At 40.3% G+C, this 819-nt stretch carries 1 pseudogene; it reads left to right on the top strand.

What is annotated here, in order from left to right:
- Positions 1-819 (top strand): annotated as a pseudogene (locus AA089_RS25335) (CUB protein); the annotation flags it as partial.

Raw genomic sequence — 819 nt, 5'->3', positions numbered from 1 at the left:
CCGACAACGATGGTTTCGGAATCTTTGATATCAGAAGTACTGAGAATCAAATCACAGGAGGTGTAATTCCAGGACAGGTAACGGTTACTTACCACGAAACACCAGAAGATGCGGACAACGATGTCAATCCATTGCCTGATACCTATACGAATATCAATGCGGATGCTCAAACCATTTATGTACGTGTGGAAAATGTCCTTACGGGATGTTTCAATGTCGTACCACTTGATTTAATCGTGAATGATGCACCTGAAATCGCTGCTTTAGATGCGGCTACATTGGAAGAATGTGACACTGATACTGATGGTATTGCTCAGTTCGATTTAACGCTAAGCGAACCTGATATTCTAAATGGAGAAGATCCACTAACACATACCATTCGGTATTACAATACACTGGCTAATGCCAATTTAGGTACTGGCGCAGGACAAATCAACAATGTAAATGCTTACAGCAATATCACGCCAAACTCACAAGTTATTTGGGTACGTGTAGATGATTTAGCTACTAGCTGTTTTAGAGTAACCAATCTTACCTTGATTGTCAATGAACTACCAACACTTGTACAATTGCCAGGTTTAGAAACCTGTGATGCGGTAAGTTTAAATGACGGTGTCGAAGTATTTGATCTTTCTTCACTCTCTGAACAATTACTCAACAATGCGCCAGGAATTAGTTTAGACTACTTTGCCAATGCCGCAGATTTAGCTGCTGATACACCAATTGCAAATCCAGCAGCATATAGCAATACAGAAATTGGAGTACAAACCATCTTTGTGTTGGCGACTAATGATACTACAGGCTGTCAAAACACGATTA

Origin of the sequence: Kordia jejudonensis (assembly GCF_001005315.1) — a bacterium.
GTDB classification, from domain to species: Bacteria; Bacteroidota; Bacteroidia; order Flavobacteriales; family Flavobacteriaceae; genus Kordia; species Kordia jejudonensis.
This window is presented reverse-complemented; position numbering and strand designations above follow the sequence as displayed.